This window comes from Coralloluteibacterium thermophilum, from assembly GCF_042654365.1.
Lineage (GTDB): Bacteria > Pseudomonadota > Gammaproteobacteria > Xanthomonadales > Xanthomonadaceae > Coralloluteibacterium > Coralloluteibacterium thermophilum.
In genome coordinates this window covers 1-25644 of the sequence record NZ_JBHSGG010000005.1, presented here as the reverse complement: position 1 = coordinate 25644, position 25644 = coordinate 1, and the positions used below count along the sequence as shown (strand labels likewise).

Annotated in this window: 14 protein-coding genes and 1 pseudogene; 11 read left to right on the top strand and 4 right to left on the bottom strand. The window is 73.6% G+C overall.

The window, feature by feature from the left end:
• Positions 1-5 precede the first annotated feature (5 nt).
• Positions 6-392: a 50S ribosomal protein L19 gene (gene rplS, locus ACFO3Q_RS03280; protein ID WP_377003209.1), complete on the top strand. Its 387-nt coding sequence runs from the start codon at positions 6-8 to the stop codon at positions 390-392.
• Between the two features lie 328 nt (positions 393-720).
• Positions 721-2622 carry a molecular chaperone HtpG gene (gene htpG / locus ACFO3Q_RS03275; RefSeq protein WP_377003208.1) on the top strand — a complete coding sequence of 634 codons (1902 nt, stop codon included), beginning with the start codon at positions 721-723 and terminating at the stop codon, positions 2620-2622.
• Between the two features lie 54 nt (positions 2623-2676).
• On the opposite strand, the gene ACFO3Q_RS03270 is transcribed toward htpG, so the two are convergent.
• On the bottom strand, positions 2677-3111 hold the full coding sequence (locus tag ACFO3Q_RS03270; RefSeq protein ID WP_377003207.1) for a PepSY domain-containing protein: 435 nt from the start codon (positions 3109-3111) through the stop codon (positions 2677-2679).
• A 120-nt stretch (positions 3112-3231) separates the two neighbouring features.
• Between ACFO3Q_RS03270 and ACFO3Q_RS03265 the strand changes: the two genes are divergently transcribed.
• Genes ACFO3Q_RS03265 through ACFO3Q_RS03255 form a run of 3 tightly spaced genes read left to right on the top strand, consistent with a single transcriptional unit; the run spans position 3232 to position 5575 of the window.
• Positions 3232-3570: a PepSY domain-containing protein gene (locus tag ACFO3Q_RS03265; RefSeq protein WP_377003206.1), complete on the top strand. Its 339-nt coding sequence runs from the start codon at positions 3232-3234 to the stop codon at positions 3568-3570.
• Positions 3571-3599: 29 nt separating this feature from the next.
• Positions 3600-4262, top strand: a complete 663-nt coding sequence (locus tag ACFO3Q_RS03260; RefSeq protein ID WP_377003205.1) for a response regulator transcription factor — start codon at positions 3600-3602, stop codon at positions 4260-4262.
• On the top strand, positions 4259-5575 hold the full coding sequence (locus tag ACFO3Q_RS03255; RefSeq protein WP_377003203.1) for an ATP-binding protein: 1317 nt from the start codon (positions 4259-4261) through the stop codon (positions 5573-5575). The genes ACFO3Q_RS03260 and ACFO3Q_RS03255 overlap by 4 nt, the downstream gene beginning before the upstream one ends.
• Here ACFO3Q_RS03255 and ACFO3Q_RS03250 read toward each other — a convergent pair.
• Entirely contained in the window at positions 5500-7032 is a 1533-nt protein-coding gene (locus ACFO3Q_RS03250; protein WP_377003202.1) for an MATE family efflux transporter, read from the bottom strand. The two genes, ACFO3Q_RS03255 and ACFO3Q_RS03250, sit on opposite strands and share 76 nt — an antisense overlap.
• Before the next feature lie 142 nt (positions 7033-7174).
• Between ACFO3Q_RS03250 and ACFO3Q_RS03245 the strand changes: the two genes are divergently transcribed.
• The 4 genes from ACFO3Q_RS03245 (at position 7175) to thrC (ending at position 12774) form a co-directional block, all read left to right on the top strand.
• Complete coding sequence (locus ACFO3Q_RS03245; protein WP_377003201.1) at positions 7175-7597, top strand: RNA-binding S4 domain-containing protein; 423 nt, start codon at positions 7175-7177, stop codon at positions 7595-7597.
• 403 nt (positions 7598-8000) lie between these two features.
• Entirely contained in the window at positions 8001-10517 is a 2517-nt protein-coding gene (gene thrA / locus ACFO3Q_RS03240) for a bifunctional aspartate kinase/homoserine dehydrogenase I (protein WP_377003200.1), read from the top strand.
• Positions 10514-11488, top strand: a complete 975-nt coding sequence (locus ACFO3Q_RS03235) for a homoserine kinase (protein ID WP_377003199.1) — start codon at positions 10514-10516, stop codon at positions 11486-11488. Before thrA ends, ACFO3Q_RS03235 begins: the two co-directional genes overlap by 4 nt.
• The gene (thrC, locus tag ACFO3Q_RS03230; protein WP_377003198.1) at positions 11476-12774 is read left to right on the top strand and encodes a threonine synthase; all 1299 of its coding nucleotides are present in this window, start codon (positions 11476-11478) and stop codon (positions 12772-12774) included. The genes ACFO3Q_RS03235 and thrC overlap by 13 nt, the downstream gene beginning before the upstream one ends.
• Before the next feature lie 1273 nt (positions 12775-14047).
• On the opposite strand, the gene ACFO3Q_RS03225 is transcribed toward thrC, so the two are convergent.
• Positions 14048-14536 carry a hypothetical protein gene (locus ACFO3Q_RS03225; RefSeq protein ID WP_377003196.1) on the bottom strand — a complete coding sequence of 163 codons (489 nt, stop codon included), beginning with the start codon at positions 14534-14536 and terminating at the stop codon, positions 14048-14050.
• Positions 14533-17106: a DNA mismatch repair protein MutS gene (gene mutS / locus ACFO3Q_RS03220; RefSeq protein WP_377003195.1), complete on the bottom strand. Its 2574-nt coding sequence runs from the start codon at positions 17104-17106 to the stop codon at positions 14533-14535. Before mutS ends, ACFO3Q_RS03225 begins: the two co-directional genes overlap by 4 nt.
• Positions 17107-18368: 1262 nt before the next feature.
• Here mutS and ACFO3Q_RS03215 point away from each other — a divergent pair.
• Both ACFO3Q_RS03215 and ACFO3Q_RS03210 read left to right on the top strand, forming a co-directional pair.
• Positions 18369-18833, top strand: coding sequence for a DUF4019 domain-containing protein (locus ACFO3Q_RS03215; RefSeq protein WP_377003194.1), 465 nt, complete (start codon positions 18369-18371; stop codon positions 18831-18833).
• A gap of 222 nt (positions 18834-19055) precedes the next feature.
• Positions 19056-25644, top strand: a pseudogene (locus ACFO3Q_RS03210) (hypothetical protein); the annotation flags it as partial.

The window sequence follows — 25644 nt, the reverse complement described above, 5'->3', positions numbered from 1 at the left end:
CCGTCATGAACAAGCTCATCCAGGAATTCGAAGCCGCTCAGATCCAGCGCCAGCTGCCTGATTTCGGCCCCGGCGACACCGTCGTCGTCAACGTGAAGGTGAAGGAAGGCAACCGCGAGCGCGTCCAGGCCTACGAGGGCGTGGTCATCGCGAAGAAGAACGCCGGCCTGAACTCGGCCTTCACCGTCCGCAAGATCTCGCACGGCTTCGGCGTCGAGCGCGTCTTCCAGACCCACAGCGCGCTGATCGACTCGGTCGAGGTGAAGCGCCGCGGCAAGGTCCGCGCCGGCAAGCTGTACTACCTGCGCGGTCTCGAGGGCAAGAAGGCCCGCATCAAGGAAGACCTGGCCGCCACCGCGCGCGCCTCGGCAGCCGCCCAGGCCGCCGAATAAGACAAGCTCCGGGCGACGACGAAACGGCCACCTTCGGGTGGCCGTTTCTGTTTTGGGCTTTGGGCTCAGGGCTCAGGGCTCAGGGCTTGGGGCTTGGGGCTCAGGGCTTGGGGCTTGGGGCTTGGGGCTCAGGGCTTGGGGCTTGGGGCTTGGGGCTTGGGGCTCAGGGCTCAGGGCTTTGGGGCTTGGGGCTTGGGGCTTGGGGCGGGGTGGCCGGATCCGCTATGCCCAAAGCCCCGTGCCCCATGCCCACGCCCTCCCAGCTTGAAATCCGCAACGCAGCGACCCACCTACGGCGGCAGTCTTCCACTCACTCCGACTGCCGCCCATGACCGTCGAGACGCATTCCTTCCAGGCCGAGGTGAAGCAGGTCCTGCACCTCGTCATCCACTCGCTCTACTCCAACAAGGACATCTTCCTGCGCGAGCTGGTGTCCAACGCCTCGGACGCCTGCGACAAGCTGCGCTTCGAGGCGATCAAGCAGCCGGAGCTGCTGGGCGAGGACGGGACGCTCGCCATCGACATCCGCTTCGACCCGCAGGCCCGCACCGTCACCATCGCCGACAACGGCATCGGCATGAGCCGGGAGGAGCTCGCCGAGCACCTCGGCACCATCGCGCGCTCGGGCACGAAGAAGTTCCTCGAATCGCTGAGCGACAACGACAAGGCGAACGCGCAGCTGATCGGCCAGTTCGGCGTCGGCTTCTATTCCGCCTTCATCGTCGCCGACCGGGTCACGGTCACCTCGCGCCGCGCCGGCAGCGACCAGGCCTGGACCTGGGCGTCGGCCGGCGACGGCGAGTACACCATCGCGCCGGCCGAGAAGGCGGGCCGTGGCACCGCCATCGTCCTGCACCTGCGCGAGGGCGAGGACGAGTACCTCAACGGCTGGAAGCTGCGCAGCCTGGTGCACAAGTACTCCGAGCACATCGACTTCCCGATCCGCCTGCCCGCCGAGAAGGCGGACGCGGACGAGGAGAAGGACGAGGGCGCGTCCGGCGGCGAGACGCTCGAGACCGTCAACGAGGCCACCGCGCTGTGGACGCGGCCGCGCAACGAGATCTCCGACGACGACTACAAGGCCTTCTACAAGCACGTCTCCGGCGATTTCGGCGACCCGCTGGTGTGGACGCACAACCGCGTCGAGGGCAACCAGAACTTCACCTCGCTGCTGTTCGTGCCGGCGCGCGCGCCCTTCGACTTCATGGGCGGCGGACGCGACGAGCGCAAGGGCCTGAAGCTCTACATCAAGCGCGTCTTCATCATGGACGCCGCCGAGCAGATGCTGCCGCCCTACCTGCGCTTCGTGCGTGGCGTGGTCGATTCCGACGACCTGCCGCTCAACGTCAGCCGCGAGCTGCTGCAGTCCAGCCGCCAGGTCGAGCGCATCAAGGGCGCGCTGACCAAGCGCGTGCTCGACCTGCTCGAGAAGCTGGCGCGGGAGGAGGCCGAGAAGTACGCCGGGTTCTGGAAGGAGTTCGGCGCCACGCTGAAGGAGGGCGTCGCCGACGATCCGTCGTCCGCCGAGCGCCTGATGAAGCTGCTGCGCTTCCCCTCCACGCAGAGCGCCAGCGCCGACGAGCTGGTCTCGCTCGAGCAGTACGTCGAGCGCATGAAGCCGGGGCAGGAGGCGATCTACTACCTCACCGCCGACGGCTGGAACGCGGCCCGGAACAGCCCCCAGCTCGAGGCGCTGAAGGCGCGCGGCATCGAGGTGCTGCTCATGCACGAGCGCATCGACGAGTGGATGGCGGGCTACCTGACCCGCTTCGCCGACAAGCCGTTCCGCAACGTCGCCAAGGGTGAGCTGGACCTGGAAAAGCTCGGGGAGGCCGACGGCGCCGACGCCCGGGCCCGGCGCGAGGAGGCCGCGAAGGCCGCCGAGCCCGTGGTGGAAAAGATCAAGGCCGCGCTCGGCGACCGGGTCAAGGAGGTCAAGGTCTCGACCCGCCTCACCGATTCGGCGTCCTGCCTGGTTCTGGGCGAGTACGACATGGCCCTGCACATGCAGCGCCTGCTGAAGGCGGCGGGGCAGATGGTGCCGGGCGCCAAGCCCGTGCTCGAGATCAACGCCACGCACCCGCTGGTGCAGCGGCTGGCCTCGGCCGACGAGGCGCAGGCCACCGACCTGGCCCTGCTGCTGTTCGAGCAGGCGCAGGTCGCCGAAGGCGCCCAGCTCGACGATCCCGCGGCCTTCGTGCAGCGCGTGAACCGCCTGCTGCTCAGCTGAGCGACGGCGTCGGGCTCACCCGGAAGGGGCCGCATCCGCGGCCCCTTCGTCGTTTCAGTCTGCCTGGCTGTGGAGCACGGCGCCGGTCGCGCCATGGATGCGCAGTTCGACCGGGCGGCCCTGGGGATCGAGCGCGTCCGCCTCCCACAGCGCGTCCTCGCGTTCGAGGTCGCGGATCGCGGTGTAGCCGGCGCCCTCGAGCGCGGCGGCGACGGCGGCGGCATCGAGCAGGGTGCGCCCGTCCTCCGGGTCGAGGATCTCGCCGGTGGCCGGGTCGATGTGCACGTCGCTCCAGCGGCCGTCCGCGCGCCGCACGTCGGCTTCCCAGAGCCCGTCGTCGAACTCCAGGTCGCGCACCTCGGCATGGCCGGCGGCACGCAGCAGTTCGGCGGCCTCGGCGGCGCGCATGGCCGGCTGGGCGGCGGCCATGCCGCCGGCGGTCAGCAGGGCGGCGGCGAGGGAGGCGGGGAGGAGGCGGGAAAGGCGCATGTCGTGGTCCTTGGTGTCTGCCGGTGGCCCGGCGGGAGCGCACACTCTCCGGATCGCGTCTAACCGGCGTCTGATCGTGCGGTTCACAACGCGTTTAATGCGTGGCGCGATGCTGCGCGGATGACCGCGTTCCTTCGCTCCTTCCCCGCGCGTGCCGTCCTGGCGTTGCTGGCCGTCGTCCTGGCGGCCGGTGCGGCGCCGCTGCCTTCCCGCAGCGCCGGGTCCGGTGCCGACGCCGACCACGAGCGCGCCCGCGAGGCCCGCCGCCGCGGCGACTACGTCCCCCTTGCCGAGATCCTCGCGGACGCGGAGCGTCGCTATCCCGGGCGGGTGATCGAGGTCGAGCTCGACGACGACCAGTACGAGATCGAGATCCTGCAGGCCGACGGGCGCGTGGTCGAGCTGGAATACGATGCCCGCACCGGCCGTCTCGAGGACGTCGACTACGACGACGACTGAGCGCCGCCGCACCGCTGCCGGAGTCACCCATGCGCATCCTGCTCGCCGAGGACGACGACGCGCTCGCCGCCCGCATCGCGACGGCCCTGGCCGAGGCCGGCTATGCGCACGAGCGGGTGGCCGACGGCGTGCAGGCGGAGTTCCTCGGGCAGACCGAGTCCTTCGACGCGGCCGTGCTCGACCTCGGCCTGCCCGGCATGGACGGGCTGTCGGTCCTGCACCGCTGGCGCGAGGCGGGGCTGGCGCTGCCGGTGCTGATCCTGACCGCGCGCGGGCGCTGGCACGACAAGCTGGCCGGGTTCGACGCCGGCGCCGACGACTACCTCACCAAGCCGTTCCAGATCGACGAGCTGATCCTGCGCCTGCGCGCGCTGATCCGCCGCGCCGCGGGCCATGCCAGCGCCCGCCTGCGCTGCGGGCCGCTGGAGCTCGACGTCAACGCCGGGCGCTTCCTGCTCGACGGCGGCCCGCTCGGGCTGACCGCGCAGGAGTTCCGCATCCTCGCCTACTTCATGCACCACGCGGGCCGCGTGATCAGCCGCAGCGAGCTCGGCGAGCACGTCTACGACAACGGCTACGACCCCGACTCGAACGTGATCGACGTGCTGATCGGCCGCATCCGCCGGAAGCTGTCCGCGCCGCTGCTGCACACGGTCCGCGGGCAGGGCTTCCGCCTCGCCGAGACGCCGTGACCTCGCTGCGCGCGCGGCTGTGGACGGGCGGCATCGCCGGCGTGGCGGTCGCCGCCCTGCTGGCGGCCTGGCTGCTGGGTGCGGGCTTCGAGCGCGCCGCGCAGCGCACGCTCGACCACCGCCTGCAGGACGACTTCGCCTCCGTCGTGGCCCTGCTCCAGGTGTTGCCCGACGGCGCCATTGGCCTGCGCCGGGAGCCTTTCGACGAGCGCTATGCGCGCGTGTTCTCCGGCTGGTACTGGCGGGTCGAGGACGGACCGGCGGTGCTGCAGTCGCGCTCGCTCTGGGACGGCGGGATCCTGCTGGAAGAGGGTGCGGAGGAGACCGGTGCCGGCGCGCGCCGAGGCTTCGCCACGGGGCCGCGCGGCGAGCGCCTGCGCGTGTTCGAGCAGGACGTGCGTCTGCCGCGTGCGGAGCGTCCGGTGCGGGTCGCGGTGGCCGCCGGCCTGGACGCGACGGAGCGCGCGGTGCGCGAGTTCCGCTTGCTCGCCGCCGCGGCGGTCGCCGCCATCGCCGCGGCCCTGCTGCTGGCCCTGGCCGCACAGGTGGCCTGGAGCCTGCGGCCGTTCCGGCGCATCGGGCGGACCCTGGCCCGCGTGCGCCGCGGCGAGCGCGCGCGCTTCGACGCGCAGGCGCTGCCGGCCGAGGTCGCGCCGCTGGCGGCCGAGATCGACGCCCTGCTCGACGAGCACGAACGCCGCGTGGCGCGGGCGCGCAGTGCCGCCCAGGATCTCGCGCACGCGCTCAAGACCCCGCTGGCGGTGATCGAGACCGAGCTGCAGCGCGGCGCCGTGCCGGAGGCCGTGCGGAGCGAGACGGCGCGCATCCGCGCCATCGTCGAGCGCTACACCGCCGTGGGTGCCGGCGTGGACCCGCGCGCGCGCAGTCCGGTGGCGCCCGTGGCCGAGGCGGTGGCGGCGCTGATGCGGCGCGTGCATGCGGCACGCGGGCTGGACCTGCAGGTCGACGTGCCGGGGGAACTGGTCTTCGCCGGGAGCCGCGAGGACCTCGAGGAACTCCTCGGCAACCTGCTCGACAACGCCTGCAAATGGGCGCGCAGCGCGGTCCGCGTGCGGGCCGGCAGCGACGGTGCGCGGCTGTGGATCGAGGTCGCCGACGATGGCCCCGGGCTCGCCGACGCCGACCTCCAGCGCGTCCGTCGCCGCGGCGTGCGCCTGGACGAGCGCGTGCCCGGGACCGGGCACGGGCTGGCCATCGTCGAGGCGGTCGTCGAGAGCTACGGCGGCGCGTTCGAGCTGGAGCCGGGCTCGCCCGGGCTGCGCGCGAGGCTGCTGCTGCCGAGCGGCGGCTGAATGTCCGGCGGCGCATCCGCCAGCGGTGCGGTGGCCTGCGCGGCGACGTTGGCCGGCGTCGCCTCGACCGCGCGCTCCAGCATCCGCGCCCGCCGCCAGCCGCCCCAGCGGTAGTAGGCCAGGGACAGCAGCATCGCCCCCGCCCCGCTGACCGGGAAGCTCCACCACACGGCGTCCTGGCCGAGCACCGGCTGCATGAAGGCGGCGAAGGGCACCCGCACGCCCCAGAGCGCGAAGGCGAGGATCAGCAGCGGCGGCACCACGGCCCCCGTGGAGCGCACCACGCCGGAGATCACGAAGGTCACCCCGAAGAACAGGAAGGAGCCGATCGCGATGTGGTTGAGGTGGCGCGCCGCCTCCACCGCCGGGCTGCCCACCGGCAGGAACAGGGTGAGCGTGTAGCGGTCGAACAGCACGATGGCCGCGATCAGCAGGCCCGTCATCAGGAAGTTGAAGCCCACGCCGGCGCGCGCCACCGCGTGCACGCGCGGCCACAGGCCGGCGCCGACGTTCTGCGCGGCCATCGACGAGCAGGCCGCGCCGATCGCCATCGCCGGCATCTGCACGTAGGTCCAGAGCTGCAGCGCGGCGCCGTAGGCCGCGGTGGTCTCGGTGCCGAAGCCGTTGACCATGGAGATCAGCGCGATCAGCGACAGCGAGATCAGCACCATCTGCAGGCCCATCGGCAGGCCCTTGACCACCAGCGTGCGCAGCACCGCCGGATCGGGGAGGTAGAGTCGGCGCTCGGCGCGGCCGATCCACAGCGGGTGGCGGCGATGCCGCAGCCACAGCAGCAGGCCGAGGAAGCTCGCCGCGTTCGCGATCAGGGTTGCGGTCGCCGCGCCGGCGATGCCCAGCTCAGGCAGGGGCCCGAGGCCGAAGATCAGCAGCGGGTTGAGCGCGATGTCCAGCAGCACCACCACGACCAGGAACAGGAAGGGCGTGCGGGTGTCGCCGGCGCCGCGCAGCGCCGCGGAGACGAAGGCCAGCGCGTAGAGGAAGGGCACCGCCAGGAAGATCACCCGCAGGTAGACGTCCGCCAGCGGCAGCGCCTCGGCGGGCGTGCCCATCCACCCGAGGACGTGGCGCGACAGCGGCAACCCGGCCGCCGCGACGAGCAGCGAGATGCCGATGAAGAAGGTCGCGCTGGTGCCCATCACCCGCCGCGCCACCTCCGGTTCGCGCGCGCCGGTGGCCTGGGCGATCAGGATGGTCGCCGCCATGCTGATGCCGAACACCGCGCCCAGCAGGAAGAACAGGATGTTGTTGGCGTTGGTCGCCGCCGTCAGCGCCGCCTCGCCGAGATGCCGCCCGATCCACACCGCGTTGACCGAGCCGTTGAGCGACTGCAGCACGTTGCCGGCGAGGATCGGCAGCGCGAACACGGCCAGCGTGCGCGGGACCGGGCCCTCGACGAGGCGGCGGTCGCGCGCGGAGGGCGGGGCGGCGGGCGGCATGCGAAAGCGTCTCTGCGGCGGCGGCACCGAGGCTGCCCGCCGCGGCGCGAAGCGTGCGTGCGCGTATCCTTGGGCGCCGCGTCCGTCACGGCCCGGTCACCGCGCCGGGATCAAGAAAGACGCGTCCAGCCCGTTCCGACGCATGACCGCGACCACCGAGACCCCGCCCGCCATCCGCCTCGACCTCTGGCTCTGGGCGGCCCGCTTCTTCAAGACCCGCGCGCTCGCCAAGCAGGCCATCGACAACGGCCGCGTGCGCATCGGCGGCGCCCACTGCAAGCCGTCGCGCGCCGTGCGCGCCGGCGAGCGCCTGGAGATCGTCCGCGGCGAGGAGCGCTTCGAAGTGGACGTGCTCGGGGTGTCGGACACCCGTGGCCCGGCGCCGGTGGCGCAGACCCTCTATGCCGAGACGGAGGCCTCGCGCGAGGCCCGCGCCGCCGCGCGCGAGGCGCGCCGCCTGGCCGGCCCGGTGGCGCCGCCGCAGCGGCCCGACAAGAAGGCGCGCCGCCAGATCAAGTCGTTCAAGCAGGCCGACGACGGCCTGCCGCCGTGGTTTCCGCGCTAGGCGCGCCTGCACATCGGTGCGTCGCCGCGCGCCTGTGGGAGCGGCTTCAGCCGCGATTGCCGCGCCGCCGCGCCCCCAGGTCGCGGCTGAAGCCGCTCCTACATCGCATGGCATCCGCGCACGGCCGCGCGCCGGCACGGTTGCCGCCGCGCCGCGGTCGCGCTACAACGGGGCCCATGCACGTCGCGCGCTCCCTCGCTGCGTTCCGACCGACCGGCCCTGCCAGCCGGGCCGCGCGCGTGCTCCGCACCGTCGCCACCACCACCATCGGCGGTACCGGTACCACCGGTACGCCGGCGTGCGTGCGGTCCGGAGACTGAGATCCTCCACCGCCGCACCCGGACCGGGTGCGGCGATGCGAATCCCCACCCGTCCGGCGCGGCCTCACCAGAAGGCCCACGCCATGAGCAGCTCCGCAGTCGCCCTTCCCGCGTCGCCGGCCGATGCACCGGCCGTCGCCGCTCCCCTCCCTGCGCACGCGCACAAGTTCGGCGGTTCCAGCCTCGCCGAAGCCGGCCGCATCGCCGCCGCGGCCGGGATCCTGCGCGGCGAGGCGGGGCCTGGCCTCGTCGTCGCCTCGGCCATGCGCGGCGTCACCGACGCCCTGATCCGCCTCGGCGAGCGCGCGGCGACCGGCGACGGCGGCTGGGTGGGCGAGCTGGACGCGCTGCGCGCGCGGCATCGCGACGCCGCGCGGGGGCTGGCGGTGCCGGACGCCCTGCACGCATGGCTGGACGCGGCCTTCGCCGATCTCGGCAGGCGGCTCGCCGCGTTCGATCCCGCACGTCCGCCGGAGCCCGACGTCCTGGCGGACGTCCACGGCTTCGGCGAGCTCTGCGCCTCGCGCCTGCTGCACGCGGCGCTCGGCGGCGAGGCGGACGGCTGGGCCTGGCTGGATGCCCGCGAGGTGCTGGTGGTGGAGCAGGGCGAACTCGGCGCGGCGGTGGACTGGGCGGCCAGCGCGGACCGCCTCGCCGCCTGGCGCGCCGCGCATCCGGAGTCGGGCATCGTCGCCACGGGCTTCCTCGCCCGCGACCGCGCCGGGCGCACGACCACCCTCGGCCGCAACGGCGGCGACTACTCCGGCGCGATCCTCGCCTCGCTCTGCGACGCCCGCGAACTCACCATCTGGACCGACGTGGACGGTGTGCTCTCCGCCGATCCGCGGTGCGTGCCGGATGCGGTCTGCCTGCCGGCGTTGTCCTACGCCGAGGCCTGCGAGCTGGCCTACTTCGGCGCCAGGGTGATCCATCCGCAGACGCTGGCGCCCGCGATGGCGCGCGGCATGACGCTGCGCATCCGCAACAGCCTGCGCCCCGAGCGCCCGGGGACGCACATCGGTCCCGGGCCGTCGCCCGCCGCCGGACCGGTCAAGGGCCTGAGCCTGGTGTCCGAGCTCGCCGTGCTGGAACTGAGCGGCGCGGGCATGATCGGCGTGCCGGGGACCGCCGAACGGCTGTTCTCCGCGCTGCATGCCGTGCGGGTGTCGGTGGTGATGATCTCGCAGGGCTCGTCCGAGCATTCGATCTGCTGCCTCGTCCGCGCAGCGCAGGCGGAGGCCGCCGAGGCCGCGGTGCGCGCGGCCTTCGTCGACGAGATCGCGCGCGGGCAGATCCAGGGCGTGTCCACGACCCGCGACGTCGCCGTGCTCGCCGCGGTGGGCGACGGCATGGTCGGCACGCCCGGCGTCGCCGCGCGCCTGCTCGGCGCGCTGGCGCACGCCCGGGTCAATCTGCGCGCGATCGCCCAGGGCGCGTCGGAGCGGAATCTTTCGGTCGCCATCGCCGCGGGCGACGCCGAGCGGGCGCTGCGCGCGGCCCACGCCGCCTTCTGGCTGTCGCCGCACACCGTGTCCATCGGCGTGATCGGGACCGGCAACGTCGGCACCGCGCTGCTGGCGCAGTTCGCCGACACGCTCGCGCGGCTGCGCAGCACGGCCAACCTCGACCTCCGGGTGCGCGCCATCGCCAACAGCCGGCGCATGCGCCTGTCGGACGCGCCGCTGGACGCCGAGGCCCTGCGCGCCGGGGTGGACTTCGACCCCACGCCGGTCGACTTGGACGCCTTCGCCGCGCACGTGCGCAGCAGTGCCCTGCCGCACGCGGTGATCGTCGACTGCAGCGCGAGCGCGGAGGTGGCCGCGCGCTACGCCGACTGGCTGGCCGCGGGCATCCACGTGGTCACGCCCAACAAGCAGGCCGGCAGCGGCGACTGGACGCGCTACGCGGCCATCCGCGAGGCCGCGCTGCGCAGCGGCGCGCGCTTCCGCTACGAAGCCACGGTCGGCGCCGGCCTGCCGGTGATCCAGACCCTGCGCAGCCTGCTCGACACCGGCGACGCCCTGCTATCGATCGAGGGCATCCTGTCGGGCACCCTGGCCTGGCTGTTCAACCGCTACGACGGCAGCCGGCCGTTCTCGGCCCTGGTCCGCGAGGCGCATGCGCAGGGCTTCACCGAACCCGACCCGCGCGACGACCTCGGCGGCATCGACGTCGCGCGCAAGGTGGTCATCCTCGCGCGGGAGGCCGGCTGGCCGCTCACCCTGGACCGCGTGGAGGTCGAAGGGCTGGTGCCGCCGGCCCTGGCCGCGCTGCCGCGCGAGGCCTTCCTTGCGCGCCTGGAGGAGCTCGACGCGCCGCTGGCGGCGCGGCTGGCGGCGGCCCGGGCGGAAGGGCGGGTGCTGCGCTACCTCGCCCGCCTGGACCGCGACGGCACCGCCCGCGTCGGGCTCGCGGCGGTCGATCCGGCCGACGCCTGCGCGCAGGGACGGCTGACCGACAACCTCGTGCAGTTCCGCACCCGCCGCTATGCCGAGAACCCGCTGGTGGTGCAGGGGCCGGGCGCGGGGCCGGACGTGACCGCGGCCGGGGTCTTCGGCGATCTTCTGCAGATCGCGCATGCGCTGGGGGCACGGATTTGAGCACGAGGACGACGACGCGCCCGCAGGGCGTCGGGGCGGCGCCGCAGGTGGCGGTCGGCGAGGCCTGGGCCAGCGTCGGCAACATCGGCGTGGGCTTCGACGTGCTCGGCCACGTCGTCCGCGGCCCGAGCGACCGGGTGCGCGTGCGCAGGACCGCCGCGCCCGGGGTGCGCATCGCGGAAGTCGGCGGCTGCGCGCCGGACCTGCCGCGCGACCCCGAGGCCAACACCGCCGGCCGCGCGCTGATGGCGCTGCGCGCGCGCCTCGGCCTGGCGCACGGCTTCGAGCTGGAGATCGACAAGGGCATCCCGCTGGGATCGGGGCTGGGCGGTTCCGCCGCCTCCGCGGTCGCCGCGCTGGTCGCGGCCAACGCCCTGCTCGACGCGCCGCTGTCGCGCGAGGCGCTCTATCCCTGCGCGCTGGAGGGCGAGGCGGTGGCCAGCGGCAGTGCGCACGGCGACAACGTGGCGCCCATGCTGCTCGGCGGGCTGGTCCTGGCGACCCCGCGGCGGATGATCCCGCTCGACGTGCCGGACTGGCTGCACTGCGTGGTGGTGCATCCGGACCAGGTGCTGGAGACGCGGCGCGCCCGCGCGGCACTGGCCGAGCCGTTCCGGCTGGAGACGGTGGTCGCGCACAGTACCCACCTGGCGCTGTTCCTCACCGGGCTGGCGCGCGGCGACCGCAGGCTGATCCACGAGGGCCTCGTCGACGTGCTGGTGGAGCCGCGGCGTGCACGGCTGATCCCGGGCTTCGCCGCGGTGAAGGCCGCGGCCTTCGACCATCGGGCGCTCGGCGCGAGCATCTCCGGCGCGGGGCCGAGCGTGTTCGCCTGGTTCGACGACGCCGAGCGCGCACAGGCGGCGGGCGAGGCCATGCGCGCGGCCTTCGCCGCGGCGGGCTTCGCGTCGCGCGCCTGGGTCTCGCCGGTGGCCGGGCCGGCGGCGGCGGTGCGGCCATGCGGTTCCTGAGCACCCGCGGCGGCGTGGCGCCGACCGGCCTGTCCGCGGCGCTGGCCGCCGGGCTGGCTCCGGATGGCGGGCTGTTCGTGCCCGAACGCGTGCCGCGGCTCGACCCGGCGGGCTTTCCGGAGGACGCCTCGCTCGCCGCGACCGCCGCGCACCTGCTCGCCCCCTTCTTCGAGGGCGATCCGCTGGCCGGCGCGCTGGATGCCGTCTGCGCGGAGGCCTTCGCCATCGCCGCGCCCCTGCGCCCGCTGCGCGGCGCGGGGGACTTCGTGCTGGAGCTGTTCCACGGCCCGACCGCGGCCTTCAAGGACTTCGGGGCGCGCTTCCTCGCCGCCTGCCTCGAACGGATGCCGCGCGATCCGGCGCGCCCGCTGACCGTCCTCGTCGCCACCTCGGGCGACACCGGCGCGGCGGTCGCGGGGGCCTTCCACGGACGCGAGGGCATGCGGGTACTGATCCTGTACCCGGAGGGCCGGGTGTCGCCGCGCCAGGCGCAGGGGCTCGAGGCCTGGGGCGGCAACGTGCGCGCGCTGCGCGTGGCCGGCAGCTTCGACGACTGCCAGCGCATGGTGAAGGCCGCGCTGGCCGACCCCGCGCTGCGCGCGCGGCATCCGCTCGGTTCGGCCAACAGCATCAGCCTGGGCCGCTGGCTGCCGCAGGCGGCCTACTACGCCCACGCGGCGCTGGGCCACTGGCGCACGACGGGGCGGCCGCTCGGCTTCGTGGTTCCCACCGGCAACCTCGGCAACGCGCTCGCGGCCCTGCTCGCGCGGCGCATGGGCCTGCCCGTCGGCGACATCGTCCTGGCCTGCAACGCCAACCGGGTGCTGCCGGACTTCTTCGCCGGCGGCGCGTACGTGCCGGTGCCGAGCGTGGCGACGCTCGCCAACGCCATGGACGTCGGCGCACCGAGCAACTTCGAGCGCCTGTGCTGGCTGGAGCCGGACGTGGACGCACTGCGCGCCGCGCTGCGCGCGGTCCCGGTGGACGACGCGGCCATCCGCGACGCGCTGCGGGCGGCGCCGGCGCGGCACGGCCTGGTCGCCTGCCCCCATACCGCCTGCGCCCTGCACGCGCTGGACGCCGCACGCGCGGCGGGCGAGGGCGGCGACCGCGCCGTGGTGGCGACCGCCCATCCGGCCAAGTTCGAGAGCATCGTGGAGCCGCTGGTGGGCCACGCGGTGCCGGTGCCTCCGGCCCTGGCGGCCCTCCTCGCACGGCCCGCGCAGGGGATGCGCGTCGGCACCGGCGCCGACGTCATCCCGGCCGCGCTCGACGCGGCCACATAGACGGGACGAGCGCCGCACCGGCGGGTCGGGGCTGAAGCCCCTCCTACAGGTTGCTGTGAGAGCGGCTTCAGCCGCGATGCCGCGGCGCCGACGGGTGTGGGTCGGGGCTGAAGCCCCTCCTACAGGTTGCTGTGGGAGCGGCTTCAGCCGCGGTGCGCCGCGGCGCCGAGGGGTGGGTTGGGGCTGAAGCCCCTCCTACAGGTCGCTGTGGGAGCGGCTTCAGCCGCGACGCGCCGCGGCGCCGAGGGATGGATCGGGGCTGAAGCCCCTCCTACAGGTTGCTGTGGGAGCGGCTTCAGCCGCGATGCGTTGCGGCGCCGACGGGTGTGGGTCGGGGCTGAAGCCCCTCCTACAGGTTGCTGTGGGAGCGGCTTCAGCCGCGATGCGTTGCGGCGCCGACGGGTGTGGGTCGGGGCTGAAGCCCCTCCTACAGGTCGCTGTGGGAGCGGCTTCAGCCGCGATGCTGCGGCGCCGAGGGGTGGATCGGGGCTGAAGCCCCTCCTGCAGGTTGCTGTGGGAGCGGCTTCAGCCGCGATGCGTTGCGGCGCCGAGGGGTGGATCGGGGCTGAAGCCCCTCCTACAGATTGCTGTGGGAGCGGCTTCAGCCGTGCGTTGCGGCGCCGACGGGTGTGGGTCGGGGCTGAAGCCCCTCCTACAGGTTGCTGTGGGAGCGGCTTCAGCCGCGATGCGTTGCGGCGCCGAGGGGTGGATCGGGGCTGAAGCCCCTCCTACAGGTTGCAGTGGGAGCGGCTTCAGGCGCGATGCCGCGGCGCCGACGGGTGGGTCGGGGCTGAAGCCCCTCCTACAGGTTGCTGTGGGAGCGGCTTCAGCCGCGATGCGCCGCGGCGCCGAGGGGTGGGTCGGGGCTGAAGCCCCTCCTACAGGTTGCTGTGGGAGCGGCTTCAGCCGCGATGCGCTGCGGCGCCGACGGGTGGATCGGGGCTGAAGCCCCTCCTGCAGGTTGCTGTGGGAGCGGCTTCAGCCGCGATGCTGCGGCGCCGAGGGGTGGATCGGGGCTGAAGCCCCTCCTGCAGGTTGCTGTGGGAGCGGCTTCAGCCGCGATGCCGCGGCGCCGACGGGTGGATCGGGGCTGAAGCCCCTCCTACAGGTTGCTGTGGGAGCGGCTTCAGCCGCGATGCCGCGGCGCCGACGGGTGGATCGGGGCTGAAGCCCCTCCTACAGGTTGCTGTGGGAGCGGCTTCAGCCGCGATGCCGCGGCGCCGACGGGTGTGGGTCGGGGCTGAAGCCCCTCCTACAGGTGGTGGGAGCGGCTTCAGCCGCGATCCGGCGGGCCGTCGTCGTCCGCGTCCGGGCTGCGTCCGCGGCGCGCGCCCAGCACGTGGAGCCAGCCGAGCGCCGCGAGCACGGGCGCGAGATGGGAGACCGCGAGCATGGCGCCGCCCTGGCCGAGCGCGGCGAACAGCCGGCCCCAGGCCTCCGGCTGCGTCCACAGCAGCCAGCCGCCGGACGCCGGTCCGCCGGCCGCGCCCAGGATGGCGATGATCAGGGCATAGACCAGCACCGCCACCACGACATGGGTGGCGACGGGATCGAGCGGCCGCGGCCGCGCCACGCGGAAGGCCAGCAGCAGGGCCGCCGGCACGACCACGAGGCAGGCGAGGGCGGTGTCGGCGAGGACGGGCAGGGCGAGGCCCAGCGCGTTCTGGATCACCTGCAGGGCTAGGCCCAGGGCGACGAACACCAGCGCGTAGACGGCGCAGGCGCCGAGCCGTCGGGCCCGCCCGGCGGCGGCCGCGTTCACAGCAGCGCCTTCAGGCGGTACAGCGCGTCCAGCGCGGCGCGCGGGGTCAGGCTGTCGGGATCGAGCTTCTCCAGAGCCTCCAGCGCCGGCGAGGGCGGGGCGACGAACAGCCCCATCTGCTGCGGGGGCGGCCCGGCGGGGGCGTTGGCGGCGTCGGACTCCGCGCGCTGCTCCAGCCCGGCGAGGTTGCGCCGGGCCTCGGCGACGACCGTCGGCGGCAGGCCGGCCAGCGCCGCCACCTGCAGGCCGAAGCTGCGGTTGGCCGGGCCGTCCTTGACCGCGTGCATGAACACCAGCCGGTCGCCGTGCTCCACCGCGTCGAGGTGGACGTTGGCGATGCCGCTGCCCGGTTCAGCCAGCGCGGTCAGCTCGAAGTAGTGGGTGGCGAACAGGGTCCAGGCACGGTTGTGCGCGGCCAGGTGCGTCGCGCAGGCCTGCGCCAGGGCGAGGCCGTCGTAGGTCGAGGTGCCGCGGCCGATCTCGTCCATCAGCACCAGCGACTGCGCGGTGGCGTGGTGGAGGATGTAGGCGGTCTCGGCCATCTCGACCATGAAGGTCGACTGGCCCTTGGCGAGGTCGTCGCCCGCGCCGATGCGGGTCAGGATGCGGTCGATCGGGCCGATGCAGGCGCGCGCGGCCGGCACGAAGCTGCCGATGTGGGCCAGCAGCACGATCAGCGCGTTCTGGCGCATGTAGGTGCTCTTGCCGCCCATGTTGGGGCCGGTGATCACCAGCATGCGCCGGTCCGGATCGAGCATCAGGTCGTTGGGCTCGAACGGCGCCTCGCGCACCGCCTCGACCACCGGATGGCGGCCGCGCTCGATCTGCAGCACCGGGTTCGAGGTCAGCTCGGGGCGCGACCAGTCCAGCGCCTCGGCGCGTTCTGCGAAGGCGGCCAGCACGTCGAGTTCGGCCAGCGCCTGCGCCGCCCGCTTCAGCGCCGGCAGCACGCCGCCCAGCGCGTCGAGCAGTTCCTCGTAGAGGCCGCGTTCCCGCGCCAGCGCCCGCTCGCGTGCGGAGAGCACCTTGTCCTCGAAGGACTTCAGCTCCTCCGTGATGTAGCGCTCGGCGTTGGTCAGGGTCTGGCGGCGCGTGTAGTGCGTGGGCGCCTTGCCCGCGTGCGCCTTGCTCAGCTCGATGTAGTAGCCGTGCACGCGGTTGTAGCCCACCTTGAGCGTCGGCACGCCGGTCGCGGCGCGCTCGCGCGTCTCCAGGTCGATCAGGAACTGGTCGGCATGGGTGCTCAGTCGGCGCAGCTCGTCGAGCTCGTCGTCGAAGCCCTCGGCGATGACGCCGCCGTCGCGCAGCAGCGCCGGCGGCTGCTCGATCACCGCGCGGGCGAGCAGCCCGGCGGTCGTGCCGTGCTCGCCGAGCTCGCGGGAGAGATCCACCAGGCGCGGCGAGTCCAGCGGCGCCAGCACCTCGCGGAGGGCCGGCAGGGCGGCCAGGGCGTCGCGCAGGGTGGAGAGGTCGCGCGGGCGCGCGGAGCGCAGCGCCACGCGGGTCAGGATGCGCTCGACGTCGCCCACGCCGCGGAAGCGCTGGCGCAGGTCCTCGCCCACGCGCGATTCCAGCAGGGCGGCGACCGCGTGGTGGCGCTGTTCGAGCACGCCGCGGTCGCGCAGCGGGCGGTGCAGCCAGCGCCGCAGCAGGCGCCCGCCCATGGGCGTGACGGTGCTGTCGATCACGCCCAGCAGGGTGTGCCGGGTCTTGCCGTCGACCCGGGTGTCGAGTTCGAGGTGGCGCCGGGTCGCCGCGTTCATGGCGATGGTGTCGGCGGTGGATTCCACCGCGATGGCGGTGAGGTGGGGCAGGCGCTGCTTCTGGGTCTCCTCCACGTAGCCGAGCAGTGCGCCGGCGGCCGCCACCGCGGTCGGCAGTTCCTCGATGCCGAAGGCGGACAGGTCCTGCAGGCCGAAGAACTTCAGGAGCTGGCGACGCGAGGCATCGGCATCGAACAGCCATGGCGGGCGCCGCCGCACGCCGCCGCGGGCGAGCGCGACCTGGGGCCAGCCGTCCTCGTCCGGCACCAGGAGTTCGGCGGGTTCGAGGCGGGCCAGCTCGGCCGCCAGCGCGTCCTCGTCGGGCAGTTCGCAGCAGAGGAAGCGCCCGCCGGCAAGGTCGGCCCAGGCCAGGCCGTAGCCGTTGCGCCCGCGCGCCACCGCCATCAGCAGGGTGTCGCGCCGCTCCTCCAGCAGGGCCTCGTCGGTGACCGTGCCCGGGGTCACCACGCGCACGATCTTCCGCTCCACCAGGCCCTTGCTGGCCGCGGGGTCGCCGATCTGTTCGCAGATGGCGACCGACTCGCCGAGGGCGACCAGCCGCGCGAGATAGCCCTCTACCGCATGCACCGGCACGCCGGCCATGGGAATGGGCGCGCCGCCCGAGCTGCCGCGCTGGGTCAGGGTGATGTCCAGCAGCTCGGCCGCCCGCCGCGCGTCGTCGTAGAAGAGTTCGTAGAAGTCGCCCATCCGGAAGAACAGCAGGATGTCGGGCGCCTCCGCCTTGGCGGCGAAGAACTGCTTCATCAGCGGCGTGTGTTCGGGCTGGTCTTTGCTGTTCCTGGACATGTGGACTCGAAGGCCAGGCCCGCCGGGCGGGCGCCTGGGTGAGCGGAGGAAGCGGAGGGCGGACGGGCGGCGCCGCGGCGGCCGTGGATTGTAGGGGATCGGGGGAGGGGCTGGGTTCGGGGGGGTGGGGCTTGGGGCTCAGGGCTCAGGGCTTGGGGCTTGGGGCTTGGGGCTTGGGGCTCAGCAGGACTCAGGGCTTGGGGTTCGGGGCTCAGGACTTGGGCTTGTGCTTGGGGTGCCGATGGATGGTGGGGCGGCAGTGGGCGCCGGGCGCACCTAATGAATATGTATCCCGCGAATATGTCGGCGTCCGGGCTGACTGCAGAAGAACGTGCGGGTCGTGGCGCCGTTTTCGTTCGGAACGTGGGCCGCCGGGGCAGAAGGGCATTCGGATTGCCCTTTTTTGTCGTGGTTTCATTGCAGAACTCTGAACGTGCTTAACGAAGTGTTCAGAAGATGTTTTCCTTGAAAATCAGTCGCTTGCAGTTTGTACCTGCGCTGAATCCGTCGGCGGGATCATGTTAATGAATATCGCAGGCGCGTGATGGAGTGCGACTTCCCGAGGGTTTTCATGGGTTTGCGTGTCGATGTTGCGTAATGATCTCAGTGATCGAGGGGTGAAGGCTGCGGGGTGCTGCGGGCCATATTGCGGAAGCGATTTTCGCGTGGGCAGAATCGTTTTCGACGAAGGAACGCCCTGGAGCAACGATGAGAATGCTCTCGATGTCGCGGTCGTCCGTAACGGGTACGTGGCCGTATCCAGGCCCGCTGCAGGGATGTGTGCAGCGAAACATCGAATTTCCCTCCGCGCGGAGGCCGCTGCCTCCGGAGCCGGTCGTCGGAAACTGGCGCGGGCGCCCGCCGGACATCCGGCAGTGGCGCCGCGAGACCGGTATTCCCGGTCCGGTCCCGATATGCCGGCACCCCTGACCGTCCCGCGCCGCGCCCGGCGCCTGCACCGGTAGGCGGCCGGGCGAGCGACCCGGCGGTCGTCGGGAGCGGCGCGCGATGCAGGCACTCCGCGCCCGGTCGCATCGGTAACGAAAAACAACGTCGACGTCCATCCGGGTATTCCGGAGGGCGGCTGCCGGGTAATGCCTGCATTTTGTCCGCCGTGGCCGGCGAGGCCGGTTCCACGGCGGGATTTTCCGGTCAGGGGGCGTCCCCCGCCGGGCAGAAGGATTCATGCGACGGGTCCGGCACCCGAATGCCGCGGCCGGCCCGGCGCATCCGCGCGACCAGAGAGCGTCATGGAGGGTGGAATGAAGGCGATTGCATTGAGTGTGGCGGTGGCCCTGGCCGGGACCGCGGGCGGTGCCTGGGCGCAGCAGCAGGCGTGTCGCGACGACGCGACGTCGCCGCCCGGGACCCTCCACGACGCCGCCCTGGCCATGGCCCAGGCCGTGGACCGGGCGCAGGCGCCGCAGCTCGCCCAGCTCTGGCGGCAGGCCACGCCGGTGACGCATGCCGCGGTCACGGAGCAGCAGTTCGTCGAGTCGGTCCAGAACGCGCGGCGGCCTCTGGGCCAGTTGCAGCGCCGCGACTGGATCCGCGTCGAGCTGATGGACATCCAGGCCCAGGACGGCGCCGTGGCGCCTGGCCGCTACGTCAGCGTCGGTTTCCGCAGCCGCTTCGCGGGCGGACCGGCGGAGGAACTGGTTTCGTTCCGCCGCGACGACGACTGCCAGTGGCGCTTCGCCGGCTACATCGTCGCCCCGACCGGATGAGCGCCCCCGCCTCCGGCACGGGTGCCCGCCCGCCGCCGGAGGCCCCGCCCGCGCGCGACCCCGCGCGGCGGCCCGACATCGCGACGGCACCCGCCGCCGCACCCGGATTCCGTTCCGCCCGGCGCAGGCCCGGGCGCCGGCCTCCGCTCCCGACGTTTCCGTACTCCGCGCGAAGGCGGACCCACCAGGACCAGCCCCGCACGCACGCTTGAGGATCTGGACATGCGAACCATCCACGTCAACTGCCGGCCGGTCCGGCTCGGTGAGGTCACCGTTCTCGCACGGCCCGCGTGGCCGCGCCCGGTACAGGGCGGTCCCCTGCGCCTTCCCCGGCGTCCGCGGCCCATGGTGCGCCGCAGCGCGCTGGCGCTGATCGTCGCGGGTGCGCTGGCCTTCTGGGCGTCCGGCGCCCTGGCGCAGCAGTACACGGCGGGCGGCGGCGTCATCTCCGCGGGACTGCGCGGCATCGCCATCGGTGGCGGCTCGCAGGCGGTGGGCACCGGGCAGGCCGCCGGTACCGCGGTGGGCGTCAACGCCTTCGCCGGCGGCGTTGGGACGAACATCGGCGCCAGGCGCACGGACGGGCTGGGCGTGCCCATCTCGGCCGACACGAACTACTCCAGCACGGCCTACGGCGACGACGCGCGTGCGGGCGACTCGAGCGGCCTGGCGGGAGGCGTCGCCGTGGGTGCGGGCTCCCGCGCGACCGCCGGTCTCGCGGTCGCCCTGGGTACATCGGCCCAGGCGACCGGCCTCTCGTCGGTCTCCATCGGCGGCCACAGCACCGCGAGCGGCAACACGTCCATCGCCATCGGACGCCAGAATGTGGCGTCCGGCAGCTTCAGCATGGCGATGGGCAACGTGGCGACGGCGACGGGCCTGGGCAGCAGCGCCCTGGGTCACTCGGCCTCGGCCACGGGCGCGCGCGCGATCGCCTTCGGCACCGCCGGGTCGATCACCGGCGATCAGGTCGGGCAGGACACGACCACCAACACCCAGGCCGCGGCCGCCGATGCCATCGCCATCGGCACCCAGGCCCAGGTCGCCACGGCCGCCGAGCGCGGCATCGCCCTCGGCCGGCAGGCGACCGCCAGCGGCGCCGTCGCCGCCACCGGCGTGCCGGAGCTGCGCACGGATGGGCAGGGCCTGGGCGCGGACCTCGCCCTGCCGCTCTACACCACGGCGGTGGGCGCCAATTCGCTCGCCTCGGGCGCGGCCTCCATGGCGCTCGGTTCGCAGTCGCAGGCGCTGGGCAGCACCGCCGTGGCGGTGGGCGCCAACTCGCGCTCCACCGGGCAGAGCGCGATCACCCTCGGCGTGGCGAACCAGGCCACGGCCTTCAACGCCATCGCGGTCGGCCGCCAGGCGCTGGCCAGTGCCGACTACGCCATGGCCCATGGCCTGGCGGCCACGGCGTCCGGCGTCGCCAGTACGGCCATGGGCCACTCCGCCGCCGCCGCCGGGGCACGCTCCATCGCCATCGGTGCGGGCTCGACCCAGGTGGCCGGGAGCAACTCGCAGAACACCACGACCAACACCCAGGCGCTGGCGGCCGACGCCATCGCCCTGGGCTCGGGCGCGCAGGTCGGCGCGACGGCCAGCGGCGGCGTCGGCATCGGCAGGCTGACCAACGTGACCGGGCAGCTTTCGGCCGCGATCGGCCAGCAGGCGCAGGCCACCGCCGCCCAGACCGTGGCCATCGGCTTCAGCGCCACGGCCTCGGCCACCAGCGCCGTGGCGCTGGGCGACCGCTCCACGGCCAGCGGGGCCGGCTCCGCCGCGCTCGGCATCCAGGCCCAGGCGACCCAGACCAGTGCGACCGCCCTCGGCCGCGAGGCGGTGGCGGGTCACGCGAACTCGGTGGCGCTGGGCTATCTGTCGCAGACCGCCGCGCCGAGCGGGACGGGCTGGCGCACCGGCGAGGCCGTGCCGGGCTCGACGGTTTCGGTCGGCAACGCCACCCTGAATCGTCGGATCACCTTCGTGGCCGACGGCGCGGCCGACAGCGATGCCGTGACCGTGCGCCAGTTGCGCGCGGTGGGCAACGACCTGACGGCGATGCTCGGCGGCGATGCCGCCTACTCGGAAACGGGCGTGCTGACGCCGCCCACCTACAACATCGGCGGCGAGAACTACACGACGGTCCACGATGCGCTCGAAGCGCAGGAGGCCATCGTCTCCAACCTCGGGACCACGGCCTCGCAGTCCTTCAACAGCACCGCCGGGGCGCTCGGCGGCGGTTCGACCTACGATCCCGACACCGGCACGATCACCGCGCCGGTCTACACCGTCGACGACGGCAGCGGCACGGCGACCACCGAGGTGACCGGGGTCGGCGGCGCGGTGGACAACCTCGACACGCGCATCACCGCGATGCAGGTCGGCGAGGCGGGCCTGGTGCAGCAGGTCGGGCCGGCCGGCGCGGCGGACCCGTCCGCGGGCATCACCGTGGGCGCCGGCACCGGCGGCGACACCGTCAGCTTCGCCAACGACATCGGCGCCGCGCGGCGCCTGGTCGGGGTCGCCAACGCGACCGACGCCAACGATGCGGTCAACCTGTCGCAGCTCCAGTCGGCCATCGCCGCGGTGGAGTTCGCGGAGGGCGTGTACTTCCAGGTCAATCCGGGTCCCGATCCCGACAACCCGGCCGGCGGCGCGGTCGCCGGCGGCAACCTGTCCACGGCCTCGGGTCCGGAGGTCATCGTCAGCGGCGACTACGGCTTCGGCGCGGGCTATCTCGCGACGGTGGAGAACGACGCCGAGAGCGGCGTCGCCATCGGCCACGGCGCGCGGGCCGGTTCGGACGCGGCCGCCGACCCGACCGCGCCGGATGCGGCGGTGGGCGCGGTGGCGATCGGCCGCAATGCCCACGCAGGGCACGCCGCGTCCGTCGCGCTCGGCGCCGAATCGGCCACCAGCCGCGGGGCGCAGGCCGGCTACGCGGCCTTCGGTCTGGCCGACCCGCAGTCGTCCGTGGGCGAGGTCGCCGTGGGCGCGGCCGGCAGCGAGCGGCAGATCACGCACGTCGCCGCCGGCTCCGAGGCCACCGACGCGGTGAACGTCGCCCAGCTGCAGGGCGCGTCCGAGGCGCTGGGCAGCAGCCTCGCCGCCGGGCTCGGCGGCGGCGCCGCCTACGACCCCGCGACCGGCACGGTCTCCACGCCCGAGTACGAGGTGGACGACGGCAGCGGCACCACGCCCACCCTGGTGAGCGGCGTCGGCGGCGCGGTGTCCAACCTCGACACGCGCATCGTCGCCATCCAGACCGGCGCCGCCGGCATGGTCCAGCAGCTCGGCACGGGCGGCACGGTCGATCCGGCCGCGACCATCACCCTCGGCGGCAACACCGGCGGGACCGTGATCGACATCCGCAACCAGGACGGCGCGCTGCGCAGGATCTCGGGCGTCCTCAACCCGCTGGAGGCCGACGACGCGGTCAACATGGGCTGGGTGAACAGCCGCCTCGAATCCTTCGAGGTCTCGGGCCTGCACTTCTTCCATGCCAACCCGGACGGCGTGGACCCCGACGCCAACGACTCGGTCGCGATCGGCTCGCACGCCATCGCCATCGGCCCCAATACGATCGTCAACGCCGACTTCGGCGTCGGCATGGGCGATGCCGTGTCCATCGCGACCCTGGCGACGGACGGCGTCGGCATCGGGCGCCAGGCCACCCTCACCGAGAACGCGACCGGCAGCATGGCGCTGGGCGCGGACACGACGGTCGATCATGCCGACTCGGTGGCGCTCGGCAGGGGTTCGGCCACGGGCGTGGGGGTGCAGACGGACTACGCCGCGTTCGGGCTCACGGCGCCGCAGTCGTCCGCAGGCGAGGTCTCCATCGGCAGCGCCGGCGTCCAGCGGCAGATCACCAACCTCGCGGCCGGTTCCGGCGACTACGACGCGGTCAACGTCCTGCAGCTGCGCGGCGCGACCGAGATCCTCGGCCAGAGCATTGCCGACGCCTTCGGCGGCACCGCCGCCTACGACCCCGACACGGGCATCGTGACCCTGCCGACCTACGAGATCGAGGGCGAGGAGGTGGTCGGCGTGGACGGGGCGATCAACAACCTCTTCACCCGGACCGCGACCAACGAGAACGACATCGCCGCGCTGGCCGCGCCGGAGACCGGGCGCGTGTCGATCGCCGAGGCGAACATCCAGGGGCTGATCGACGGGCAGCTGGGCCTGGTCCAGCAGTCCGACCTCAGCCCGATCGAGCCGATCACCGTGGGCGCCGGCCGCGGCGGCAACATCGTGGACTTCACCAATGCCAACGCCATCGAGCGCCGCCTGACCGGCGTGGCCGAGGGCGAGATCTCCGCCGACAGCGTGGACGCGGTGAGCGGTTCCCAGCTCTATGCGACCAACCAGCAGGTGGCGACCAACACCGCGGACATCGGCGCCACCCGCAACGACCTGGTGGAGGCGCTGGGCGGCAACGCCCACTACGACGCGGACGGCAACTTCGTGCCGCCGAACTACGCCCTCGCCGACGGGAGCGTGGTCGCCACCAACCTGGGCGACGCCCTCACCAACATCGACGGCCGCACCACGGCGAACACGAACGCCATCACCGCGCTGGAAAGCGGCGAGATCGGCATCGTGCGCCAGGCCGATCCCACCGCGACGATCACCGTCGGCGCCCAGACCGGCGGCACCACCGTGGACTTCGCCAACGACGCCGGCGAGGCGCGGGTGCTGACCGGCGTCGCGGACGGCGAGATCTCGGAGACCAGCCTCGACGCCGTCAACGGTTCCCAGCTTTTCGCGACCCGGCAGGGGACCGAGAGCACGGTGGGGGCGCTGGGCGGCGGTGCCACCTACGACCCGGCGACCGGCGCGTTCACCGGCCCGACCTACGTGCTGTCGAGCGGCAGCTACACCAACGTGGGCGATGCCCTGGCGGCGCAGGACGGCGTGGTGTCCACCCAGGGCAGCACCACGGCGGCGGCGCTGGGCGGCGGCTCGACCTACGACCCCGCGACCGGCACGGTCAGCGCGCCGACCTACACCGTGGGCGGTACGGCCGTCACCGGAGTGGAGGGGGCGATCACCAACATCGACGGCCGCACCACCAACCTCGAAGAGAGCCTGGCGGAGGGCACGGTCGGCCTGGTGCAGCAGGACGCCACGACCCGCGTCATCACGGTGGCGGCCGGGACGGACGGCGACACCGTGGACTTCACCAACAACGCCGGCGAGGCGCGGGTGCTGACCGGCGTGGCGGACGGCGAGATCTCGGAGACCAGTCTCGACGCCATCAACGGCTCGCAGCTCTACGCGACCCGGCAGGGCATCGGCGACGTCGCGGCGGCACTGGGTGGCGGCGCGCTCTACGACCCGGTGACGGGGGCCTTCACCGGGCCGACCTATGCCATCGGCGGGACGCCCTACACCAACGTCGGCGACGCACTGACCGCACAGGACGCCATCGTGGCGCAGCAGGGCCAGGGCGTGGCGGGCATCGTGGGCGGCGGCGCGGCCTACGACCCGGCGACGGGCACCTTCACGCCGCCGCAGTACACCGTGGGCGACGGCGCCGGCGGCACCACGGTGGTGAACAACCTCGGCGACGCCGTCACCAACATCGACGGCCGGACGACGGCCAACGAGAGCAGCATCGCCGGCCTGGAGGAGAGCATCGCCGAGGGCACGGTCGGTCTGGTGCAGCAGGACGCCACGACCCGCGTCATCACGGTGGCGGCCGGGACGGATGGTGACACCGTGGACTTCACCAACAATGCCGGCGAGGCGCGGGTGCTGACCGGCGTGGCGGACGGGGAGATCTCGGAGACCAGCCTCGACGCCATCAACGGCTCGCAGCTGCTGGCGACCCGCCAGGGCATCGAGAGCGTGGCCGGCGCGCTCGGCGGCGGTGCCACCTACGATCCGGTGACCGGCACCTTCACGACGCCGCAGTACACCGTCGGCGACGGCATGGGCGGCAGCACCGTGGTGACCAACCTCGGCGATGCCATCACCAACATCGACGGCCGCACGATCAACAACGAGAGCGCCATCGGCTCGCTGGAGAGCGCGCTGGCGGAGCTGGAGGGGGGTGCGGTCGGTCTGGTGCGCCAGCCGGTCGAGGACGGCGAGATCACCGTCGGCGCCCAGGTCGGCGGTGGCAGCGTGACCTTCGCCAACGTGGACGGCGAGGCGCGCACCCTGGCCGGCGTGGCCGAGGGCGCGGTGACGGCGACCAGCGACGAGGCGGTGGCCGGCTCGCAGCTCTACGCGACGCGGCAGGACATGGCCCAGGCCTACGGTGGCGGTGCGGCCGTCGGTGCCGACGGCGCGTTCACCGGCCCGACCTACGTGCTGTCGAGCGGCAGCTACACCAACGTGGGCGACGCCCTGGTGGCGCAGGACGGCGTGGTGTCCACCCAGGGCAGCACCACGGCGGCGGCGCTGGGCGGCGGCTCGACCTACGACCCGGCGACCGGCACGGTCAGCGCGCCGACCTACACCGTGGGCGGTACGGCCGTCACCGGCGTGGAGGGTGCGATCACCAACATCGACGGCCGCACCACCAGCCTCGAGGAGAGTCTGTCGGAGGGCACGGTGGGCCTGGTGCAGCAGGACGCCACCACCCGCGTCATCACGGTGGCGGCCGGGACGGACGGCGACACCGTGGACTTCACCAACAACGCGGGCGATGCGCGCGTGCTGACCGGCGTGGCGGACGGCGAGATCTCGGAGACCAGCCTCGACGCCATCAACGGCTCGCAGCTGCTGGCGACCCGGCAGGGCATCGAGAGCGTGGCCGGCGCGCTCGGCGGCGGTGCCACCTACGATCCGGTGACCG